Raw genomic sequence first — 19,474 nt, forward strand, 5'->3', positions numbered from 1 at the left:
AGCGTGGCCCGGGCAGTCAACGTGGGCGTAGTGACGGATCGGGGATTCGTATTCGACGTGCGCGGTCGAGATCGTGATGCCACGCGCCTTTTCTTCCGGCGCGGCGTCGATCGAGGAGTAGTCCTTGAACTCGCCACCGAAGCGCTCGGCACCGATCTTGGTCAGTGCGGCGGTCAGCGTGGTCTTGCCGTGGTCGACGTGACCGATGGTGCCGACGTTGACGTGCGGCTTGGTGCGCTCGAACTTACCCTTGGCCATGGCTGCTTATCTCGAATTCGTCTGAGAGGTGATGCTTGAGATGGTGCTCACGAAAGGAATCGAACCTTCGACCTCTTCCTTACCAAGGAAGTGCTCTACCGACTGAGCTACGTGAGCCGAGTTTTGCATTATGACATGAACTCGATAATATTCAAAGTTCATTCAATGGAGCGGGAGACGGGAATCGAACCCGCACCATCAGCTTGGAAGGCTGAGGTTCTACCATTGAACTACTCCCGCGCCGGGAATGTCACAACGTGAAACTGGTGGAGGGAGGTGGATTCGAACCACCGAAGGCGTAAGCCAGCAGATTTACAGTCTGCCCCCGTTGGCCGCTTGGGTATCCCTCCTTACCACCCCAACCCGTTGCCGCCGAAGCGTTGCGGTGTGTGGTGGTGAGCCGCTTATTCTGCTGATCAGGCGGGGGGCTGTCAACGCTTTTTTCCATCTTTTTCACACGTTGTCGCAAACCCATTGATACGCAAGGTTATTGCCCAGGGACCGGCAGGGTCTCGCTGGCGAAAATTGCGACATGGGGGACGCCATCGGCGCCAATCCAGCCCCGATACATGCCCTGGGTGTTGAACGGCATGGCCATTTTTCCGTCTGCGGCAAGCACGATCGCGCCGCCGTCGCCGCCCATCTTCGGAATCATCTCGTTGATCACGCCCCTGCCGGCCTGCTCCGGCGTCTGCCGCTGGTAGCGCATGCGTGCACAGATCTCGTGCGCGGCCGCAGTCCGGATGTAGTACTCGCCCCACCCGGTGCCCGATACCGCGCAGCCCGCGTCGGCCCAGGTACCGGCGCCGATGATCGGCGAATCGCCCACACGGCCATAGCGCTTGTTGGTCATGCCACCGGTGGAGGTGCCGGCAGCAAGCTGCCCCTGCGCATCCAGCGCAACCGCGCCCACCGTGCCGAAGTGCCTTGCGGTCTCCAGGTCGGCGTGCGCCTGGCCACGGGCCTCTTCCTTCAATGCGCGCTGCAGTTGCTGCCAGCGCTTGTCGGTACGGAAATAGGATGGATCGACCAGGCTGATGCCCTGCTCCACCGCGAACGCCTCGGCCCCCTGCCCGACCATCATCACGTGCCTGGACTTCTGCATCACGGTCTGGGCCAGCAGGATCGGGTTGCGCACCCGCTGCACGCCGGCCACCGCACCTGCAGCCTGGGTGGCGCCATCCATCACCGCGGCATCCAGTTCGTTGTGGCCGTCATGGGTGAACACCGCACCCTTGCCGGCGTTGAAGGTCGGATCGTCCTCCAGCACGGTGATTGCCGCAGTGACGGCTGCAAGCGCCGGGCGACCGGCCGCTAGTTCGGCATGGCCCTTCAGCAGCGCCGCGCGCAACGCGCCGCGCGCAGCCTTCTCCTCAGCCGGCGACAGGTCCTTGCGCTCGACGCCGGCGCCGCCGTGGATGACCAGCAGCGGTGAAGCGGCCGGTGCGGCCTGGGCAAGCATGGGCAGGGACAGCAGCATAGACAGCGCCAGGCGCAGTTTCATCGGATACGTCTCCAGCAGGTGGGCAAGGGAGGCATCATCGTAGAGCCGAGCCCATGCTCGGCTGATGCCTCGATTGAAGAGCAGCCGAGCGCGGGCTCGGCTCTACAGCATCCCATGCGTGGCCACAGGATCGCCGGGTCACTGGCGGATGACTTCGATCTCGCCATCGCTGACGTCGGCCACGGCCTGGTAATCGGCCTCGGCCTGGAAATCATCCAGCCGCATGCGGCTGCCGCTGGCGACCACCGTCACCGGCACCGCATGGAAGCGCAGCGGTTCCCCCTCCACCAGGCGATCGGCGTCGCGGCCGGGGCTGACCACCCAGACCTTGCCTTCGCCATCTGCGCTGTAGACCTGGGCCCGGCCATCGGGCTCAACGCACAGGGCGGTGTCCTCATCGACGCCGATGCCGACGATGTCAGGGTCGCCGCTGTCCTGGGCGGCACGTGCCACGAACACGATCAGGCGGCCGAGCCGGTCCCGCTTGTCGAAATGGGTGTCGGTGACCACGCGCTGCAGGTAGGGCATCTGCAGGAAGCCGCTGTCCAGAGTCACGGCACTGCCCATCGGGTCGGCCAGCGCACCGGCCGAGGTGATGCTGCCGCCATCCATGGCGCCATAGGCATAGCCGCCGAGGATGGCCAGGCCAGCGCTGGTACCGGCAATCGGCTTGCCGGCGCGCACATGGGCGTTGAGTGCACGGTTGAGTGCGGTGCCCTTCCAGAAGCGGATATAGCGGGACTGGTCGCCGCCGGCAATGAAGATGGCATCGGCCGCGGCGACCACGCGCAGCACCGCCGGATCATCGGCACCGCGGCGGCTGTCGAAGACCAGGGTCTGCACTGCGGTGGTGCCGCCAATCTCGCGGTACAGGCGGTCCTGCAGTTCGTCGCCACCGGAGGCGCGCAGAATCAGCACACGGCCATTGCCGGCCTGCTTCAGCCACCACTGGAACGCCTCCGGCACCCACTCGCCACCGCCCATCAGCATCATGGCGGGCGCGCGCGGACCGGGACGCGGGGATTCCAGATCGCCGACTTCGTAATAGGCGAAGCCGGGGCCCTGCAGGTCCTGCGCGGGCGCGGCCAGTGGCCAGCCCAGCACCAGCAGCGCCAGCCAAGCGAAGGGGCCAGGCAGGGTCCGGTCGAGGCGTCGCATCTTGATCTCCCTGAACAAAATCGAGTTGCAAGCGTTTTCACTCTTTGCCAGATAGGGGCCCAGTAGTCAAGGACATGAAAAAGGCGTTAAATGCGCGCGCCCATTCCGGAAGTCTGAATGGGGGACAGGGCCCCTCCTCTGCGGGCCGGCTTCATTTCCGAGAATTCTTCATGCGTAGACAGGCGATAGCGTGCTCGATCCAGCTGGCGTTGATGGGCGTGGCTGCTTCCGCGGCGGCCCAGGCACCGGCTTCCTCTTCGGTGCAACAACTGGACGCGGTGCAGGTCACCGGCTCGCGCATTCCGCGCGCCCAGGTGGAAGGCCCCGCTCCGATCACGGTGATCAATGCCGAGCAGATCCGCTCCAGTGGCTTCACCAGCGTGCCGGACGTACTGCGTGCAATGACCCAGAACGGCGGTGAGACGCAGAGCCAGCAGTCTTCCAGTGGCGCCGACTTCTCGCCGGGCGCCCAGCAGGTGGACCTGCGCGGCCTGGGCCCGAACCACACGCTGGTGCTGGTCAATGGCCGGCGCATTGCCGATTTCCCGATGCCGTTCAAGGGCCGCAGCAACTTCACCGATGTCTCCAACATCCCGCTGGGCATGATCGAGCGCATCGAAGTGCTGACCGGCAGCGCCTCGGCCATCTACGGCTCGGACGCGATCGCCGGCGTGGTCAACTTCATCCTGAAGAAGAAGGCCGACGGCACCACGATCGACATGCGCATGGGCACCACCAGCGAAGGCGGTGGCGACTCGTTCGACATGAGCCTGGCCAGCGGTTTCAGCCGCGGCAATTTCAACGCGGTGTACAGCGTCGAGCTGCAGTCGCAGCGCCCGCTGTGGGCGTACGAGCGCGACATCCAGGATTCGACCCAGGACGGCCCCACCGAGGGCTCGCGCATCGCCCGCCGCGCTTACCTGCGCACGGACTACAACGACGACTACCTGGATCCGGGTACGGCCACCTGCGAAGCGCTGGCCGGGCAGAATCAGGGCAGCACCTACCGCGCGTACCGCCCGCGCTACGGCTACTACTGCGGCAGCGACAGCTCGATCGGCTACGGCACCATCCTCAGCAAGCGTCGCGGCGCCAATGGCTACGCGTCGCTGAGCTACGACTTCGACAACGGCCAGCAGTGGTTCGCCGATGTGCAGCTGGGCTACCACACGATGTCGCTGATGCGCGACGTCACCCAGTGGGGCCGCATGGATGCCAACGGTGATGAGTCGGGCTACTTCAACAACGAAGCCACTGGCGAGATCGAGTTCTGGCAGCGCCAGTTCTCGCCCGAGGAAATGGGCGGCCTGCGCAACGCCATGGTGCGCAGCACGCAGAAGACCTTCAGCGTGACCACCGGCTTCAAGGGCAACCTGATTGGCAACTGGGATTACGAAGCGGCGTTGAGCCATTCGCAGTACCAGTCGCGCATCAGCTGGGCACAGATCATTGCCGCCAAGGCCAATGACCTGTTCCTGGGCCCGCAGCTGGGCGTGGACGACGACGGTTTCCCGGTCTACAACGCCGATCCGTCACGGCTGTACCGTCCACTGACCCGCGCCGAGTACGACTCGATCGCGGCGCGTACCACTTACACCCCGAAGTCGCGGACCGAGACGGCCGCGTTCACGCTGACCAATTCCACGCTGTTCGGCCTGCCGGGCGGTGACGCCGGCTTCGCCGCGACCGTGGAAGTGGGCCAGCAGGCGTACTCGCTGAATCCCGATCCGCTGGCGACCCAGTACTACTACTACAGCTGGAAGGATTCGGGCGGCAACGGTTCGCGCAACCGCTGGGCGACGGCTGCGGAGCTGCGCATGCCGCTGCACGAGACGGTCAACCTGAGCGTGGCGGGCCGCTACGACCAGTACCGCTATTCCGGCCACACCATCGGCAAGGCGACCTGGAGCGGCGGCCTGGAATGGCGCCCGATCGATACCCTGCTGGTGCGCGGCTCCTACGGCACCGCATTCCGTGCACCGGACCTGCACTATGTGTTTGCCGGACCGGGCAACGACGAGACCAGCGCCGAGGATCTGTACACCTGCCGCCTTGAGGAAGCCAGCGACTGTTCCGATTACGAGCGCAACCTGATCCGCAGCCGCACCGGCAACCGCCAGCTCGACCCGGAAACCAGCACCTCGTGGAGCGCCGGCTTCGTCTGGTCGCCGGCGATCGGCCTGGACCTGTCGGTGGACTGGTTCGACATCGACATGCGCAACCAGGTGCAGGACATGGACGTGCGCGCGATACTGGCCAGTGAAGCGAACTGCCGCCTGGGTACTGCCGACATCAACTCGCCGACCTGCGTGGACGCGCTCGACCGCATCACCCGCACCAGTGATGGCCGCCTGTACGGCGTGCGTGTCGCCCCGATCAACGTCGCCCGCGAATCTACCTCCGGCATCGACGTCGGCCTGCGCTACCGCCTGCAGACCGGCATCGGCGACTTCGTCCTCAACGGCACGCACACCTGGGTGAAGAAGCACGACTTCCAGCGCTACCCCGGTGACCCCGTCGAAGATCAGTTCGCGGTCAACAGCGGTTTCGACATTCCGCGCACCAAGACCAGCCTGAGCGTGACCTGGGAGAAGGATGCGTGGTCGGCCACGGTCTATGGCTCGCGCCTGGGCAAGCTGCCGACCTCGGACAGCTACGACCAGATCTTCGAGTGGGACAGCGGTGACAGCCCGTACATCAAGGCGACCTACCGCTACAACGCGTCGCTGCAGTACCGCTTCGACGACCACGCGCGCCTGTCGCTGTCGGTGGTCAATGTGTTCAACAAGATGCCGCCGAAGGACCGTACGTACACCGCTTACCCGTACTACGACGTGTCCTGGTTCGACAGCGTCGGCCGCACGATCAACCTGCAGTACACCCACAAGTTCGGTGGCAGCGCATTGTAAGCGCGGTTACGCAGGACGTGGACGACGGGGCCCGCCATTGGCGGGCCTTGTTGTTTGGGAACCTGGCTCTGGTAGATGCCCACCTTGGTGGACACTGATATGCCACGCGCCCACCAAGGTGGGGCGACTACCAGAGCGGGCCACGCGGGTTTTCCACACCGCACGTGGAAAGCGATGGGAACTTGGTGTGGACAAGTGGGCGCGATCCTTGTCTCACAGGCATTTCCGGGCGTGGTGATTTTTTGTCCACGGCCCCGATTGTTTTCCACACGGTACGTGGAGAGCGATGGGAACTTGATGTGGACAAGTGGGTGCGAGCATTGCACCGCAGGCGTTTCGAAGCGCGGTGAAAATTTGTCCAGGTCACGCGGGCGAGAGCCGAGCCCACGCTCGGCTCCTGCTGGCATCAGCCGAGCATGGGCTCGGCTCTACATCAGGTTCGTCGGTTTTCCACACCTGGCGTGGAAAGCGATGGGAGTTTGCTGTGGACAAGTGCCGGCGAACGTCACGCCGCAAGCGTTTCGCAGCGTGGTGATTTTTTGTCCATCGCCGGAAACGCGAACGCCCCGCACAAGGCGGGGCGTCCGGGGTCGATCCGTTGCCGCCGGATCAGACGTTGAAGCGGAAGTGCAGGATGTCGCCTTCCTGCACGCGGTATTCCTTGCCTTCCAGGCGCAGGCGACCGGCTTCCTTGGCGCCAGCTTCGCCCTTGTACTTGATGAAGTCGTCATACGCGATGGTTTCGGCGCGGATGAAGCCCTTCTCGAAGTCGGTGTGGATGACCGCGGCGGCCTGGGGGGCAGTGGCACCCTTGCGCACCGTCCACGCGCGGACTTCCTTCACGCCTGCGGTGAAGTAGGTCTGCAGGCCCAGCAGGCTGTAGGCCGCATTGATCACGCGGTTCAGGCCCGGCTCGCTCAGGCCCAGGTCGGCCAGGAAGGTATCGCGGTCTTCGTCGTCGAGCTGGGACAGCTCTTCCTCGATCGCGGCCGACACCGGCACCACCTGCGCGCCTTCTGCGGCGGCATGCGCGCGCACGGCTTCCAGGTGCGGGTTGTTCTCGAAACCGTCTTCCAGCACGTTGGCGATGTACATCACCGGCTTCAGGGTCAGCAGGAACAGGTCGCGCACCAGCGCCTTCTCTTCCTCGTCCAGGCCGGCCGAGCGGCCGGCCTTGCCGTCGGACAGTGCCGCCTGCAGCTTGGCCAGCACCGGCTTGCGCGCCGCTGCATCCTTGTCGCCGCCCTTGGCCGCACGCTCGGCACGGTTCAGTGCCTTCTCGACGCTGTCCAGGTCGGCCAGCGCCAGCTCGGTATCGATGGTTTCGATGTCCGAGATCGGATCGACCTTGCCGGCCACGTGCACGATGTCGCCATGCTCGAAGCAGCGCACCACGTGAGTGATCGCATCGACTTCGCGGATGTGCGCCAGGAACTTGTTGCCCAGGCCTTCACCGCTGGCGGCACCGGCCACGAGGCCGGCGATGTCGACGAACTCGACCGCGGTCGGGATGACCTTCTGCGGGTTGATGATGCCCGCCAGCTCGTTCAGGCGCGGATCCGGCACCGGCACGATGCCGACGTTCGGCTCGATGGTGCAGAACGGGAAGTTCGCCGCGGCGATACCCGCCTTGGTCAGCGCATTGAACAGGGTCGACTTGCCGACGTTGGGCAGGCCGACGATGCCGCATTTGATACCCATGGGTTGAATCCGGGTTTGAGTGTAAGTGGATGATTCGGGATTCAAGGCTCGCCTGCGGGCATGCCCTCAATCCCCAATCGTCCTTCCAGTAGCCCAAGCTAGAACGCAGCGTACAGCTTGTGCTTCTCAGCATAGGCCTGCAGTGCAGCAGAAAGCTCTAGCCTCTCCTCAGTCTCACAAAATCTCTGGCTCAAGCGGTCCAGCAGAACTTCGACACCATCCGGCAACTCATTATGCTGACCGTACATTTTCTCCCACCGGACACCTTCGTCCTTGGGCACGGCGTCGTCACCGAACAGCACCATCTTGGCTTCTTTGAGCACGTCGCCCAATTCGACCAGCCCCATTTCTTCAAGACCTGCGAGCGTCTCTTCGTAATAGGCACCCGAGTAACTGTCGAAGTACGTACCAATGCCGCCACGCCAGACTTCGCTACTTGTCACCGAAACCGCGAAGTAGCGCTGATCTGGCGTCAGCATTCCTGAGAATCCACAGCCCGAACCGCCTTCCTGTTCCACCAGCCAGTTCCAGTGGCGCCCCGCAGCGGAATTCTCGTATCGGTCCAGCTCTTCGCGCATTTCCTTGTTTCGCACCTTCGCCTCTTCCATGCTTTGCCGCGTGCCATTCCGGCACGGCATGCATAGCCCATCGTTCCGGGCCGCCGTCGCCAGCAGGATCATGGCGCCACACACGGTGCAGGGAGTACGCGGGTCGGTCATGGTCAGCGCGGAGTATGCAGCCGCTTCATCGCTTCGTTGAAATCGCCCTGCACCGCCAGCGGCAGCACGTCGATCGCATCGTCGATGGCGCGCGCGATCAGCACGTCGTCTTCCTTGGATGGGCGACCGAGCACCCAGCCCACCACGCGGTCCTTGTGGCCGGGATGGCCGATGCCCACGCGCAGGCGATGGAACTTGCCGTGGCCGAGCAGGCGGATGGTGTCACGCAGGCCGTTCTGGCCACCGTGGCCGCCGTCGAACTTCAGCCGCGCCACGCCGGGCGCCAGGTCCAGTTCGTCGTGGGCCAGCAGGGTTTCTTCCGGTTCGATCTTCCAGAACCGCTGTGCGGCGGTGACCGACTTGCCGCTGAGGTTCATGAAGGTGGCGGGCTTGAGCAGCCACACCGTCTGCCCGGCGATCTCGACCTTGGCGGTCTCACCGAACAGCTTGCTGTCCACATTCCATCGCGCACCGGCTTTCTCCGCCAGGGCCTCAACGAAATGAAACCCGGCATTGTGCCGGGTCCGGGCGTGTTCCGATCCGGGATTGCCCAGACCGACGATCAGTCGCAGTCCTGCCATGGTTCCTTCCAATACGGTGCCTGCCCGCAGGCAGGCACCGTAACGGTATTACTCGGCGGCAGCCGCTTCTTCGTCAGCCTCGTCGGCCTTGCCGGCCTTGGCGGTGACGATGGCGTCGTCATGGTCCTTGCCCAGCGCCAGGGCCGGGATTTCCACGCCCTTCGGCAGCTTGATGTCGGACAGGTACACCACGTCACCGGCCTTCAGCTCGCCCAGGTCGACTTCGATCGACTCCGGCAGGTCCTTCGGCAGGCAGGTGATGGTCACTTCCTTCAGTTCGTGGGTGACCACGACGTCGGCAGCCTTGCCGGCCGGCGAGGTGTCTTCGTTGACGAAGTGCAGCGGGACCGAAGCGGTCAGGGCTTCGTTCTCGTTCACGCGCTGGAAGTCCAGGTGCATGATCAGCTGCTTGTACGGGTGGCGCTGCATGTCACGCAGCAGGACCTTCTGCACCTGGCCGTCCAGGTTCAGGTCCAGGATCGAGGCATAGAACCACTCGTTCTGCTGGGCCAGCCAGATTTCGTTGTGGTCCAGGCTGATGGCGACCGGCTCGGCGTTGCCGCCGTACACGATGGCCGGGATCACACCCGCGTGACGCAGGCGGCGGCTCGCACCCTTACGCTGCAGTTCACGCTTGGTGACCTTGATTTCATGGGTCTTCGACATTTTCGACTACTCAGGTTGTTGCCTCGCCTTTCGGCGTGGCGGTTGAAGATGCTTCCGCGACCAGAAGCACCCGGGGTATGTCCCCGCCGTTGCCGGCAGGGACGAAAAACTCAGTCGACGTACAGCGAGCTGACCGACTCGCCGAAGGCGATGCGGCGCATCGTTTCGGCCAGCATCTCCGCCACGCTCAGCTGGCGGATCTTGCTGCATACCCGCGCGGCATCCTTCAGCGGGATGGTGTCGGTCACCACCAGCTCGTCGAGCTGGGAATTGGTGATGTTGTCCACCGCCGGGCCCGACAGCACCGCGTGGGTGCAGTAGGCGGCGACCTTGAGCGCACCGCGCGCCTTCAGGGCAGCGGCAGCGGCGCACAGGGTGCCGGCGGTATCGACGATGTCATCGACCATCACGCAGGTCTTGCCTTCGACGTCACCGATGATGTTCATCACGGTGGAGACGTTGGCGCGCGGGCGGCGCTTGTCGATGATCGCCAGGTCGGCGTCATCCAGGCGCTTGGCCACCGCACGGGCGCGGACCACGCCGCCCACGTCCGGCGAGACGACGATCAGGTTCTCGGTGCCGTAGGCGCGCCAGATGTCGGCCAGCAGCAGCGGGGACGCATACACGTTGTCCACCGGAATATCGAAGAAGCCCTGGATCTGGTCGGCGTGCAGGTCGACGGTCAGCACGCGATCAGCGCCCGCGGTGCTGAACATCTTCGCCGCCAGCTTGGCGGTGATCGGCACGCGCGAGGAGCGCATGCGGCGATCCTGGCGCGAGTAGCCAAAGTACGGCACCACGGCGGTCACGCTGGCCACCGATGCGCGCTTGAGCGCGTCGATCAGCACCAGCAGTTCCATCAGGTTTTCCGCGCTCGGCGCGCAGGTCGGCTGGATCACGAACACGTCCTGCTTGCGGACGTTCTCTTCGATCTCCACCTGCACTTCGCCATCGGAGAAGTGCGAGACCAGCGCCTTGCCCGGGCGAACCCCCAGTTCCTTGCAGATGTTCTGCGCCAGACGTTTGTTGGCGTTGCCGGAAAAGACCAGCAGGTTCGGGGACTCTTGCATCATGATTGTCTCGGGCGGGGACGAGTGGCGGGGATCCGGGGGCGGCAAGGACCCGGATGGACCCTTGCTGCTGACAACACCGCGGTTGTTTCCACGTCCCGCGCGGGCGATGCGCTGGAAGGCGCGGACACAGCCGCTATTGGCAGGGGCGGTAGGATTCGAACCTACGAATGCCAGGATCAAAACCTGGTGCCTTGGGCCTCTTGGCGACGCCCCTGCATTGATAAATCAGTGTTGCTCGAGTGCATCCAGCAGTGGCGAACGCGCAACGCCCGCAGCCACCCTTGCCCGCAACTCCTTCGGCAATTTCGACCGTCCCTGCTCTGCAGCAGACTGCGACGCGAATTCGACGAAACAACCACTCCCCGAACCGGTCAGCCGCGCCGTGCCGATGTCGCTCAACGCGGCAAGCGCTGCCTCGACGGCAGGCTCACGGCGGCGCAGCACCGGTTCGAACGCGTTCCCGACCAGGGTCCCGGAAGCGAAGTCCTCTATTTTCGCCACTGGGCTGTCGCGCGTCAAATCCGGGTCTGCAAACAGGGCCGGCGTGGGAACATGAACGCCCGGTTCGACCACCACATACCAGGCCGGCGCCAGCGTGATCGGCTGCAGGCGCTCGCCCACCCCTTCGGCCCAGGCGTTGCGGCCGCGCACGAACACCGGCACGTCGGCGCCCAGGCGCAGGCCCAGCGCGGCCAGCGCCTCTTCGTCCAGCCCGGCCTGCCAGAGCCGGTTCAGCACCACTAGTACCGTGGCCGCATCGGACGAGCCGCCACCGAAGCCGCCACCGGCTGAAACATGCTTTTCAACGATGATGTCCGCACCTTGCGCGACATTGGTCGACTCTTTCAGCAGCTTCGCGGCACGTACCGCCAGATCGTCGGCCTCGGCCACGCCCGCCAGGCCCTCGCCGTGCCGGCGCACCTGGCCGTCTTCACGCAGGCGCAGGCCGATGCGATCGCCCCAGTCCAGCAGGCGGAACACGGTCTGCAGTTCGTGGTAGCCGTCGGCCCGGCGGCCGGTGACGTGCAGGAACAGGTTCAGCTTGGCCGGGGCCGGCCACCAGGACCAGCCCGCGTCGTCGACTGCCCCGCTCATGGCGTGACCTGGCCCCACTGGTCCACCAGCAGGCGCACCTTGGCGTCACCATTGCTGGCCTCGATCCGGCGCGGCAGCGCCGGCCGTCCGGCGTCGGCCGGGTACCAGTCCAGATACTGTACCTGCCAGCCCATCTGCTGCATGCGGCGGGGCCGGCCTTCGCCGTCGCGTTCGACCGTCTCGGGGCCGGCGGCGTCGCCGGCCACCAGGCCACGGATCCACTCCGGCAACTGGTTGACCGGAATGTCCCAGCCGGTCGCCTCCAGCAACAGCTGCTGGGCGTCCTCGCCGTCGCGCGGGCCGCCCGCCAGTCCTTCCAGGCGGCCAGCTTCGGAATGGGTATCGCCGGTCAGCTTCCAGCTCTGCCGGGTCACCGGCGCGCTCAACTCCACCACGTAGCGGCGGCCTTGCTGCTTCCAGTCGATGCGACCGCTGCCGCCGTCCTTGCCCTTGCTGACCGCGACCCGGCCCTGGAAGGCCCAGTCCGGCTGTGCATGCAGGGCGGCCACACGCGCCGCTTCGGCCTGCGCCGCTTCGGCCGAAACTGTCTCGACCACCGCCGGTGGCGGGGTCTTCTGCGTGCCCACGCTGGTACAGGCGGTCACCGCCAGGGTCGCAGCCGCCAACAGCAGCGGCCGGATCAGGGAAACACTCATGGATTGAATTTCTCGCGGGCGCGCAGCAGCGCGCGGTTTTCAGGGTCGAGCTTGGCCGCTTCGTCGAAGAAGTGGCGGGCCTCGTCATGCTTGCCCAGCACCCACAGCACTTCGCCGACATGGGCGGCAATCTCCGGGTCCTTGGCCAGGGTCCAGGCCCGGCGCAGCTGCACCAGCGCTTCGTCCTTGCGGCCCAGGCGATACAGCACCCAGCCATAGCTGTCGACGATGGCAGCGTTGTCCGGCTCGGCGACGCGGGCGCGGTCGATCAGCTCCAGCGCCTCCTGCAGGCGCCCGGTGCGGTCAGCCAGGGTATAGCCCAGCGCGTTCAGCGCCGGCACGTTTTCCGGATCGGTCACCAGGATCTTGCGCAGGTCGGCCTCGGCGCGCGGAATATCGTCACGACGCTCCCAGGTGAGCGCGCGGGCGTACAGCAGGCCATTGTCATCCGGGTAGGCGGCCAGGCCGCGGGCCAGCGCATCCAGTTCGCCAGCACTGTCATCGCCGCGCTGGCGCAGCTCGGCCTCCAGCAGATACGCGTCACGGCGCACATCATCATCGACCACCGCGTCGGACTGGATCGCGTGCACCTCATCCAGTGCCTGTGGCAGCCGTCCGGCCAGGGCCTGGGCGTTGGCCGCACGCAGGCGCGCCTCGCTCAGCTCATCACCGCCGGGCACACTGTGGTACCACTGCACCGCCTCGGGATAGCGCTTCAGGTATTCGGCGATCTTGCCCAGCAACAAGCGCTGCGCGGGGTCCGGCTTGGCCGCCTGCCGCGACAGTTCGTTGTAGAGGTTGGACAGCGCCGCCTTGTCGCCCTGCTTGGCCAACAGTGAAGCGCGCATGCCCCAGGTCTGCACATCCTGCGGGCCGAATGCCAGTACGCGCTCGGCCGCAGCCGGTTGCCCCAGGCTGTCGTAGGCGATGGCCACCGCATTGCGCAGCTCGGGGTCCTGCCGGGTCTTCGGCTCGACGTCGTGCAGCAGCGACAAGGCCTTGTCGGTCTCGCCGGCCTGCTGCAGCTGGCTGGCACGCAGCAACGCTACGCGCGGTTCTTCGGGGAAGCGCCTGACCACTTCATCGATCATGCGCCGCGCCAGGTCGGGCTTGTCCATGCGCAGGGCGAGGCGGCCGAACTCCTGCCAGGCCTCGATCTTCGGTGGAATCGCATTGGCATCGACCAGCTCGCCGAGCACCTGCGCCGGCACCGCCGGGTCGCGGCCACCGCCGATCAGCGCGGCCAGGGCGAACTTCCAGCCGCGCTCGTCGGGGTCGGCCAGCAGCGCCTGCAATTCAGTGCGGGCGGCCTTTACATCGCCCTGGCGCATGGCCAGCGCACCGGCGGCGCTGCGCATGGTCAACGAACGCGGGGCGCGCTGCTGCCACAGGGCCAGGCCCTTGGCGGCGCTGGCGTCATCGTTGGCAAGCATGGAGATACGGGTCGCGCGCTCGGCCAGGCCAGCATCGCCGTCAGTCTGCTGCGCGGCCTGCAGGTACCAGCGCGCGGCCTCGGCCAGCTTGCCGGCCTGCAGGGCGAACTCACCGGCCATCACCGGCTCCAGCGCCAGTTCCCCGGTGGCCGCGGCCCGCACGGGGGCCTTGGGCGGCACCGCCGCCAGGGCCTGGGCGCAGGCCAGGGACAGCAGCAGAACACTGGGGATGCGAATCAATGCGGGCATCGTCGGCATCGGGGCCTTAAAATGTCGTCCAATGGCCAGCAGCTTATCGCAAGCAACTGAACAATGACCCTGTGGGTGCTCGGACTGAATCACCAGACCGCACCGGTGGAGCTGCGCGAGCGCGCGGCCTTCGCCGGTGAGGCGTTGCCGCGTGCGCTGGGCTCGCTGCGCGATACCCCGCAGATCGCCGAGGCGGTCCTGCTGTCCACCTGCAACCGCACCGAGCTGTACGCCGTGGCCGAGTCGGCACAGGCGCTGGACCAGTGGCTGCGCAGCCAGGCCGGTGACCTGCAGGGTTATCTGTACCAGCATGCCGATGCCGAGGCTGTGCGCCACCTGTTCCGGGTCGCCACCGGGCTGGATTCGATGGTGCTGGGCGAACCGCAGATCCTCGGCCAGGTGAAGGACGCCTGGTCGACCGCGCGCGACCATGGCCTGCTCGGCCAGCGCCTGGACCGCCTGTTCCAGCAGACCTTCTCGGTGGCCAAGCGGGCGCGCACCGATACCCAGGTCGGTGCCAACCCGGTATCGGTGGCGTCGGCCGCGGTGCGCCTGGCGCAGAACGCGTTCGCCCGGCTGGACGACTCCACCGTGCTGCTGGTCGGTGCCGGCGAGACCATCGAGCTGGCTGCACGGCACCTGAGCGAAGGCAAGGTGCGGCGGCTGCTGATCGCCAACCGCACCCTGGCCCACGCGCAGGAACTGGCCAGCCGCCACGGCGGCGTGGCCCTGCCGCTGACCGAACTGGACCGCCACCTGGGCGAGGCCGACGTGGTGTTCTCGGCCACCGCCGCGCGCGAGCCGGTGATCCATCGCGAGATGGTGGCCAAGGCCCTGCGCGCCCGCCGGCACAAGCCGATGCTGCTGTTCGACCTGGCCGTTCCGCGCGACATCGAAGCCGAGGTCGGCACGCTCAACGATGCCTTCCTCTACACCGTCGATGACCTGGAACGCGCGGTGGAAGACAACCGCCGTGGCCGCCGCGAGGCCGCCGCCGAAGCCGAGGCGATCATCGACCTGCAGGTATCGCGTTACGTCGAGACCCAGCAGGCCAGTGCCCATCAGGCGCCTTTGCGGCAGCTGCGTGCGTTCGGCGAGGCCACCCGCGCCGAGTTGCTTGAGCGCGCACGCCAGCAGCTGGCCAACGGCAAGCCCGCCGACGAAGTGCTGGAACTGCTGGCGCACGGCCTGACCAACCGCCTGCTGCATCCGCCGACCGCCGCACTGCGCGCCGCCGCGCTGAGTGGCGATGCCGACCTGACCCGCGCCGCCGCGCGCCTGTTCCCGGCCACGCCGGGCTACCGCCACCCACCCGTGAGACCCGATGACGCCGACCCTGCGCCGTAAGCTGGAAGCGCTGGCCGAGCGCCGCGAAGAACTGGAACGCCTGCTCGCCGAACCCGATGTGGTCGCCGACAACACCCGTTTCCGCGACCTTTCGCGCGAATTCGCCCAACTGGAGCCGGTCGCTGCCGCGCTCGCCGATGAAGCCCGTGCCAAGGCCGACCTGGCCGCCGCCGAAGGCATGCGCGCCGACCCCGACCTGCGCGAGCTGGCCGACGAGGAAATCGCTGCTGCACAGGCGCGCCTGCAGGAACTGGAGCAGGAGCTGGCGCTGCTGCTGGTGCCGCGCGATCCGCGCGACGAAGGCAACCTGTTCCTGGAAGTGCGCGCCGGCACCGGCGGCGACGAAGCCGCGATCTTCGCCGGCGACCTGTTCCGCATGTACGCCCGCTATGCCGAGCGCCAGGGCTGGAAGGTCGAGATCGAATCGGACAACCCCGGCGAGCATGGCGGCTACAAGGAAGTGGTGGCGCGTGTGGTCGGCCGTGGTGCGTTCTCGCGCCTGAAGTTCGAATCGGGCACGCACCGCGTGCAGCGCGTGCCGGCCACCGAATCGCAGGGCCGCATCCATACCTCGGCCGCGACCGTGGCAATCATTCCCGAGGCCGACGAAGTCGATGACATCGTCATCAACCCGGCCGACCTGAAGGTGGATACGTTCCGCTCGTCCGGTGCCGGTGGCCAGCACGTCAACAAGACCGAGTCCGCGATCCGCATCACCCACGTGCCAACCGGCGTGGTGGTGGAGTGCCAGACCGAGCGCAGCCAGCACGCCAACCGCGACAAGGCGATGAAGCGCCTGAAGGCGCAGCTGCTCGATGCCGAGCGCCAGCGCCAGGACGCGGCACAGGCCGAGTCGAGGCGCCTGCAGGTCGGCAGCGGCGATCGCAGCCAGCGCATCCGCACCTACAACTTCCCGCAGGGCCGGATCACCGACCACCGCGTGGAAGGCCTGACGTTGTACGACCTGCCCAACATCCTGGCCGGTGACCTCGACCCGCTGCTGCAGCGGCTCAGCCACGAACACCAGGTCGACGCCCTGGCCCAGCTGTCGGCGGGCTGAGCACGATGACGGCCTGGCAGCAGCGGCAGCACCTGCAGCAGGCGATCGCACGCCAGCCCGGCGACTTCGTCGCCTGGGTGATGCTGGCCGACCTGGAACTGGAAGCCGGCGACATCGCTGCCGGCGAGCAGGCCGCACGACGTGCCCTGCAGCTGCGCCCCAACCACCCCGAAGCGCTGGCGCGGCTGGGGCGCGTGGCGTGGATGGCCGGCGCGCACGCCGACGCGGCGAAGCTGCTCGGCCAGGCCTCGGCATTGGCCCCGCAGCACCCGGGCATCGCGTTGTGGCTGGGCCACGCGCTGGAAGATGCCGATGACGCCGAAGGGGCGGCGACGGCCTATCGCCGCGCGCATGCGCTGATGCCGGGCGAACCCTACATCGCGGCCCAGCGCCTGGCCTGGCAGCGCCGCCTGTGCGACTGGCAGGACGTGGACACGCTGGCTGCGCAGGTGCGCAACGCGCTCGCCGCGGGTCAGGGCGCGGTGGAACCCTTCGCCTTCCTCAACGAAGACGCCAGCGCTGCGGAGCAGTTGGCCTGTGCGCGCGCACGCGCCGCGGTCGTTGCGTCGGCGGTGCGCCCCCTTCCTGCAGTGAAGGTTCGCGAGCACGGCGCGTTGCGCGTCGGCTTCCTCTCCAATGGCTTCGGCGCCCATCCCACCGGGCTGCTGACCGTGGCCCTGCTCGAACACCTGCGCCCTGACCCGGCGCTGCAGCTGCACCTGTTCGCGCTGAACCGCGCCGATGGCAGCCGCATCCGCGAACGCCTGCAGGCTGCGGCCCGCCTGCATGACGTGGCCGCACTGCGGCATGCCGACATCGCGGCCCGCATCCGTGCACAGGGCATCGACCTGCTGTTCGACCTGCGCGGCTGGGGGGGCGGCGGCACGCCCGAAGTGCTGGCCATGCGCCCGTCCCCGTTGCAGCTGAACTGGCTGGCCTACCCCGGCACATCAGGTGCGCGCTGGCTGGATGCCGTGGTCGCCGACGAATTCGTGCTGCCGGCATCGCTGGAACCTCACTTCAGCGAACGCGTCCTGCGCCTGCCACGTGCGTTCCAGCCCTCGGACAACACCCGCGTACTGGAACCGGCACCGTCCCGCGCCGAGTGCGGGCTGCCCGAACACGGCGTGGTGTTCTGCTGCTTCAACAACAGCTACAAGCTCAACCCGCGCAGCATGGGCCGCGCCTTCGCGGTGCTTCAGGCCGTGCCCGGCAGCGTGCTGTGGCTGCTGTCCGGGCCCGGCAAGGCCGATGCGCGCCTGCGTGCGGCCGCGCAGGCCGCCGGCCTGGATCCGGCGCGCCTGGTGTTCATGACCAAGCTGCCGCATCCGCAGTACCTGGCCCGCTATCAGCTGGCCGACCTGTTCCTCGACACACATCCCTACAACGCGCACACCACCGCCTCCGATGCGCTGTGGGCCGGCTGCCCGGTACTGACCTGCCCGGGCGATACCTTCGCCGCGCGCGTGGCCGGCAGCCTCAACCATCATCTGGGTCTTTCGCGGATGAACGTTGCCGACGATGCGGCGTTCATCGCCACCGCCAGCGCGCTGGGCAACAACCCGGCGGCGCTGGCAGCGTTGCGAGCCGAACTGGCGCAGGCACGCGAAGACAGTGGCCTGTTCGACATGGCCGGATTTGCCCACGACCTTTCGGCGCTGCTGCAGCATCTGGCGGGCGAACAGGGCTGGCAGGGCCTCGACATCGCCTGAGCGATCCCTGCGCTACGCTCGGGATTCCTCCCCGCGTGGTGTGACGATGGCCAAGCTCAAGCGCAAGGACTACGACGAACTGCTGCTGCCGCTGCAGCTGGAACTGACTGCAATGGCGCGCTGGGTTCAGTACAGCGGGCAACGCCTGCTGGTGCTGTTCGAAGGCCGCGATACAGCCGGCAAGGGCGGTGCGATCCAGGCCATCAGCCAGCATCTCAACCCGCGCCAATGCCGGGTGGTGGCGCTGCCCAAGCCCACCGACCGCGAAGCCACGCAGTGGTACTTCCAGCGTTACGCCGCGCATCTTCCCGCCGCCGGCGAGATCGTGCTGATGGACCGCAGCTGGTACAACCGTGCCGGTGTTGAACGGGTGATGGGTTATTGCAGCGAAACCGAGTACCAGCAGTTCCTGCGCCAGGCGCCGGTGTTCGAACAGCTGCTGGTGGACGACGGCATCCTGCTGTTCAAGTACTGGTTGTGCGTGGACCAGGAGCAGCAGGAAAAGCGCTTCGCCGAACGCCATCTCGATCCGCTGAAGGGCTGGAAGCTCTCACCGGTCGACCTGAAATCACGCAGCAAGTACAGCGCGTACACCGAGGCCCGCGAGGCGATGCTGCGTGCGACGCATCGCGAGGCGGCGCCGTGGACACTGGTGGATTTCAACGACCAGCGGCTGGGCCGGCTGACCCTGGTGCGAAACCTGCTGGACCGGTTGCCGGATACGCGGGTGGATGCACCGTTGCCGGAGCTGCCGAAGCTGAAGGGCAAGCTGCATCGCGAGCACTACGATGTGCTGAAGCCGATCGAGGACTTCCCGGTCGAGGGATAGGGTTGGTCGGCAGGGCCTGCGGCCCTGCACCTGCCGAAGCCAGAGCAACGGCAACAGCAACAGCAACGGCGGGCTTCCTGCGGGATGGCGGGGCGGGTCCGGGTGCGGGGGGCGCTGCAAGTACGTCCATGCAAGCTCGGTCGCCGCATCCATGCGGCTCACGCCCCCGCACCCGGCCCCACCCCGCCTTCGACAGATTTCCGCGATCTGTCGGTGATCCACACCATGTGTGGATGCTCTTCGAATTCAATTCGAAATATTCGATTTGTCTGGAGAATCATCCACGCATGGCGTGGATCTACCAGACATGAGGAATCTGTCAGAGGTGGGGCGGGGGGGGGGGGGGGGGGGGGGGGGGGCGGGGGGGGGGGGGGGGCGGGGGGGCGCCGCCGGCCCCCCCCCCCGCCGCCCCCCCCCCCCCCCCCCCCCCCCCCCCCCCCCCCCCCCCCCGCCATCCCACGGATAGCCCGCTGTTGCTGTTGCTTCGGCTGTTGCTGTTGCTGCCGGCCAGCGGCCGGCACTAC

Annotated in this window: 16 protein-coding genes and 4 tRNA genes; 5 read left to right on the plus strand and 15 right to left on the minus strand. The window is 66.9% G+C overall.

Annotated features, from left to right (window positions below; translation table 11 throughout):
- From RCF13_RS19205 to RCF13_RS19230, 6 genes are all read right to left on the minus strand, one after another.
- A partial coding sequence (locus RCF13_RS19205) for a GTP-binding protein (protein ID WP_308140924.1) occupies positions 1–258 on the minus strand: 258 nt, incomplete at its 3' end.
- Positions 259–299: 41 nt separating this feature from the next.
- A tRNA-Thr gene (locus RCF13_RS19210) sits at positions 300–375 on the minus strand.
- A 49-nt stretch (positions 376–424) separates the two neighbouring features.
- Positions 425–498, minus strand: a tRNA-Gly gene (locus RCF13_RS19215).
- 24 nt (positions 499–522) lie between these two features.
- Positions 523–608 (minus strand) — tRNA-Tyr (locus tag RCF13_RS19220).
- A gap of 137 nt (positions 609–745) precedes the next feature.
- Complete coding sequence (locus tag RCF13_RS19225) at positions 746–1,762, minus strand: isoaspartyl peptidase/L-asparaginase (protein WP_082783363.1); 1,017 nt, start codon at positions 1,760–1,762, stop codon at positions 746–748.
- A gap of 138 nt (positions 1,763–1,900) precedes the next feature.
- Positions 1,901–2,920 carry a cyanophycinase gene (locus RCF13_RS19230; protein ID WP_111202210.1) on the minus strand — a complete coding sequence of 340 codons (1,020 nt, stop codon included), beginning with the start codon at positions 2,918–2,920 and terminating at the stop codon, positions 1,901–1,903.
- A 170-nt stretch (positions 2,921–3,090) separates the two neighbouring features.
- Between RCF13_RS19230 and RCF13_RS19235 the strand changes: the two genes are divergently transcribed.
- Entirely contained in the window at positions 3,091–5,829 is a 2,739-nt protein-coding gene (locus RCF13_RS19235; protein ID WP_134968935.1) for a TonB-dependent receptor, read from the plus strand.
- A 609-nt stretch (positions 5,830–6,438) separates the two neighbouring features.
- On the opposite strand, the gene ychF is transcribed toward RCF13_RS19235, so the two are convergent.
- The 9 genes from ychF to RCF13_RS19280 form a co-directional block, all read right to left on the minus strand.
- Positions 6,439–7,530 (minus strand): redox-regulated ATPase YchF, encoded by a 1,092-nt coding sequence (ychF, locus tag RCF13_RS19240; RefSeq protein WP_134968934.1) that lies wholly within the window; start codon positions 7,528–7,530, stop codon positions 6,439–6,441.
- Positions 7,531–7,628: 98 nt separating this feature from the next.
- Positions 7,629–8,210, minus strand: a complete 582-nt coding sequence (locus tag RCF13_RS19245) for a DUF4375 domain-containing protein (RefSeq protein WP_181357902.1) — start codon at positions 8,208–8,210, stop codon at positions 7,629–7,631.
- 41 nt (positions 8,211–8,251) lie between these two features.
- Positions 8,252–8,830 carry an aminoacyl-tRNA hydrolase gene (gene pth, locus RCF13_RS19250; protein ID WP_134968932.1) on the minus strand — a complete coding sequence of 193 codons (579 nt, stop codon included), beginning with the start codon at positions 8,828–8,830 and terminating at the stop codon, positions 8,252–8,254.
- Positions 8,831–8,878: 48 nt separating this feature from the next.
- Positions 8,879–9,496, minus strand: coding sequence for a 50S ribosomal protein L25/general stress protein Ctc (locus RCF13_RS19255; protein WP_005408191.1), 618 nt, complete (start codon positions 9,494–9,496; stop codon positions 8,879–8,881).
- A gap of 110 nt (positions 9,497–9,606) precedes the next feature.
- Complete coding sequence (locus RCF13_RS19260; protein ID WP_005415400.1) at positions 9,607–10,566, minus strand: ribose-phosphate diphosphokinase; 960 nt, start codon at positions 10,564–10,566, stop codon at positions 9,607–9,609.
- A 140-nt stretch (positions 10,567–10,706) separates the two neighbouring features.
- A tRNA-Gln gene (locus tag RCF13_RS19265) sits at positions 10,707–10,783 on the minus strand.
- 11 nt (positions 10,784–10,794) lie between these two features.
- On the minus strand, positions 10,795–11,664 hold the full coding sequence (gene ispE / locus RCF13_RS19270; protein ID WP_231352562.1) for a 4-(cytidine 5'-diphospho)-2-C-methyl-D-erythritol kinase: 870 nt from the start codon (positions 11,662–11,664) through the stop codon (positions 10,795–10,797).
- Positions 11,661–12,320: a lipoprotein insertase outer membrane protein LolB gene (gene lolB, locus RCF13_RS19275; protein ID WP_134968931.1), complete on the minus strand. Its 660-nt coding sequence runs from the start codon at positions 12,318–12,320 to the stop codon at positions 11,661–11,663. The genes ispE and lolB overlap by 4 nt, the downstream gene beginning before the upstream one ends.
- Positions 12,317–14,002: a tetratricopeptide repeat protein gene (locus RCF13_RS19280; protein WP_172412111.1), complete on the minus strand. Its 1,686-nt coding sequence runs from the start codon at positions 14,000–14,002 to the stop codon at positions 12,317–12,319. The genes lolB and RCF13_RS19280 overlap by 4 nt, the downstream gene beginning before the upstream one ends.
- A 63-nt stretch (positions 14,003–14,065) precedes the next feature.
- Between RCF13_RS19280 and hemA the strand changes: the two genes are divergently transcribed.
- From hemA to ppk2, 4 genes are read left to right on the plus strand one after another with little or no spacing between them, the layout of a single operon-like run.
- Positions 14,066–15,349 carry a glutamyl-tRNA reductase gene (gene hemA, locus RCF13_RS19285; protein WP_231352561.1) on the plus strand — a complete coding sequence of 428 codons (1,284 nt, stop codon included), beginning with the start codon at positions 14,066–14,068 and terminating at the stop codon, positions 15,347–15,349.
- Complete coding sequence (gene prfA / locus RCF13_RS19290; protein ID WP_005415394.1) at positions 15,327–16,409, plus strand: peptide chain release factor 1; 1,083 nt, start codon at positions 15,327–15,329, stop codon at positions 16,407–16,409. The genes hemA and prfA overlap by 23 nt, the downstream gene beginning before the upstream one ends.
- Positions 16,410–16,414: 5 nt before the next feature.
- Entirely contained in the window at positions 16,415–18,121 is a 1,707-nt protein-coding gene (locus RCF13_RS19295) for a tetratricopeptide repeat protein (protein WP_231352560.1), read from the plus strand.
- 46 nt (positions 18,122–18,167) lie between these two features.
- A complete protein-coding gene (gene ppk2 / locus RCF13_RS19300) occupies positions 18,168–18,950 on the plus strand; it encodes a polyphosphate kinase 2 (RefSeq protein WP_049439764.1) in 783 nt (260 codons plus the stop codon).
- Positions 18,951–19,474: the final 524 nt, after the last annotated feature.

Origin of the sequence: Stenotrophomonas maltophilia group sp. RNC7 (assembly GCF_030910085.1) — a bacterium.
GTDB classification, from domain to species: Bacteria; Pseudomonadota; Gammaproteobacteria; order Xanthomonadales; family Xanthomonadaceae; genus Stenotrophomonas; species Stenotrophomonas sepilia.